The organism is Pantoea sp. CTOTU49201 (assembly GCF_032054795.1).
Classification (GTDB): Bacteria; Pseudomonadota; Gammaproteobacteria; order Enterobacterales; family Enterobacteriaceae; genus Pantoea; species Pantoea symbiotica.
Genome location: NZ_DAMBSA010000566.1, coordinates 1 through 2256, shown reverse-complemented (window position 1 = coordinate 2256; position 2256 = coordinate 1). Strand labels below are relative to the sequence as shown.

4 protein-coding genes are annotated in these 2256 nt (G+C 50.4%); 1 reads left to right on the top strand and 3 read right to left on the bottom strand.

From position 1 onward, the window contains the following. A partial coding sequence (locus RTY00_RS23830) for an aminotransferase class I/II-fold pyridoxal phosphate-dependent enzyme (RefSeq protein ID WP_312666617.1) occupies nucleotides 1–647 on the top strand: 647 nt, incomplete at its 5' end. On the opposite strand, the gene RTY00_RS23825 is transcribed toward RTY00_RS23830, so the two are convergent. From RTY00_RS23825 to pagP, 3 genes are all read right to left on the bottom strand, one after another. Then, nucleotides 631–1056 (bottom strand): GNAT family N-acetyltransferase, encoded by a 426-nt coding sequence (locus RTY00_RS23825; RefSeq protein WP_312666616.1) that lies wholly within the window; start codon nucleotides 1054–1056, stop codon nucleotides 631–633. The two genes, RTY00_RS23830 and RTY00_RS23825, sit on opposite strands and share 17 nt — an antisense overlap. Before the next feature lie 195 nt (nucleotides 1057–1251). Further along, the gene (cspE, locus tag RTY00_RS23820) at nucleotides 1252–1461 is read right to left on the bottom strand and encodes a transcription antiterminator/RNA stability regulator CspE (protein WP_007890714.1); all 210 of its coding nucleotides are present in this window, start codon (nucleotides 1459–1461) and stop codon (nucleotides 1252–1254) included. Nucleotides 1462–1611: 150 nt separating this feature from the next. Continuing rightward, nucleotides 1612–2184, bottom strand: coding sequence for a lipid IV(A) palmitoyltransferase PagP (pagP, locus tag RTY00_RS23815; RefSeq protein WP_409519167.1), 573 nt, complete (start codon nucleotides 2182–2184; stop codon nucleotides 1612–1614). Nucleotides 2185–2256 lie beyond the last annotated feature (72 nt).

Below are 2256 nucleotides of genomic sequence, written 5' to 3'. Positions count from 1 at the left end.
CCCATTCAGCCACCGGACACAGCGTGAGTCAGCGACGCAGTGCAGAGCTCGCACGCGTGCTGGCGAACAGCAGCACCATCATTGTGGAAGATGACGGCATTGGCGATCTGTCGCGCTGGCCAGTGTTTAGCCTGGGCTTCCACTATCCCGAACGCGTGCTGCATGTGCACTCGTTTTCAAAAGCTTATGGGCCGGATTTGCGTCTGGCGGTGTTATCAGGCACTACGGAAATGGTGAAGCGCCTGCAAGCGTGGCGCAACTTTGGCGTGAGCTGGACCAGCCGTATTTTGCAGGATGCCGTGGCGTGGATGCTCAACGACGAGCAGACTCAGCAGCGTATTCAGCAGGCCAAAGCCACCTATGCGCAACGTCGCCAGCAATTACTGGCAGCGCTGGCGAAACGCGGTTTGGTGCTGGAGGAGCGCGATGGATTAAGCGTGTGGATTCCAGTGGAATCGGAGCAGTACGCGATGATCACGCTGGCCGCGCGAGGCATCGCCGTGCTGCCCGGTGAGCGCTGTAGCATTAACAGCCGGCAATTCATTCGCGTCAGCGCGGCGCTGCTGCCTTTTGCACAACTCGACAGCATCGCCGATGCCATTGTGATTGCCAGCGGACGCGAGCTAAATCTCAACCCAGAGCTTTAACGTGATAGCGAGGGGATTCCACATAGCCTTCGCGCGCATAGAACTGGTTGGCTTTAAGGCGCGATGAGTGGCAATGCACTTCCATGCGATCACAACCGCGTGAAAGCGCCAGCTGCTCGGCGTGATTCAATAGCTGCTGTCCACTGCCCTTGCTGCGTTCGCCTTCGGCAATACAAAAGTAACTAATGCGGGCGAAATCGCCGGCCAATGCCAGCTGTGGAATAAAGTGTAATGACAAAAAACCCAGCACCTGATTGCCGTGTTCAGCGACCAACAACGTTTCATCCGGATGATCAATAAGCTGGGCCAAACGCGAATCGATAAATCCTTCCGTCGCGCTATAACCTAATTCGGTTAATAACGCGCTCAATGCAAAACTGTCTTTTGCCTGTGCCTGACGTATGTTCATCCTGCCTCCTCATTTTCCCTGAGCAGTTATATAGCGTTGCCGGATAAAAATCTGCAAGTAAGCATTGGTGTGGCTGTGTTACGGAAGTTATCTGTGAGATGTGCCGCAGAATCTATCTGGAGATAAAGCAGCGAGCCGATTTAAGCATAAAAAAAACCCGCCAGGAGGCGGGTTTTCAGAATTCGAACTGTTAAATTACAGTGCGATAACGTTAGCAGCTGATGGGCCTTTAGCACCGTCAGTGATTTCGAACTCAACGCGCTGACCTTCAGCCAGAGTTTTGAAACCGTTGCTGTTGATTGCAGAGAAATGTACGAATACATCTTTGCTGCCATCTTCTGGAGTAATGAAACCGAAGCCTTTCGACTCATTAAACCACTTTACGTTACCTTTGATCTTAGACATCTATATTACCTTTACATGAAAAAAGGACACTAAACTGTGTCGACGTCTAGTACAGCAATTGCGGTGACATTTGTCCAGTGCGATTTGATGAAAAAGTGATAAATATTGATTTTTTGCATGCCGATCACACTTTCTGCGCACTGCTAATGCTTAAAACTCAAATCTCAGCCAGGCAAAAAAGACATTGCCGTTATTGTAAGTGCCGGGAATATAAGTCATTTGGAAAGTGGCTGGACCATATCCAATTGATGCTAAAGGCAATATCAGCGGAACCGGAATGTATTTCCAGTTATCCCTCGCCGTTACGCCCGCCGTATATCCCGCACCCAAATGGAAGTTTTGATCGTTAAGCGGTCGCCAGGTCGCTTCCCAACCGTAACCACCAATCGGCTCCCATTTGTTAAACGAGTCTTTAAACGCCATCAGGTACAGGCCGTGCCAGTTACCTTTCTCATCCCAGCGTGAAACGCCCGCACCCGCGCCCCATGGGCGTTCGTTGTACTTCTCGATATGTTCATCGTCGTAAGTCCAGCGGTTATGCCAGGTAATCGCCGGCAGATAAAAATCATAACTCTGCGGTTGCGACCAGGTTTGTGACACGTTGTCGCTAAAGGTGTTCCAGCCAGATTTGATGGCTTGTGACGTGGTTACCGCTGATGCTGAAAATGAGACCGATGAGGTCAAAATGCAGCCTAGCAAAGCTGCAGAAAAGTGCCGATTCACAACGTAATTTCCTGTTAATTCGTGCTGAAAAATTCATTACCAAAAGTAGATTTTTCAGCTTCCTGTACGACG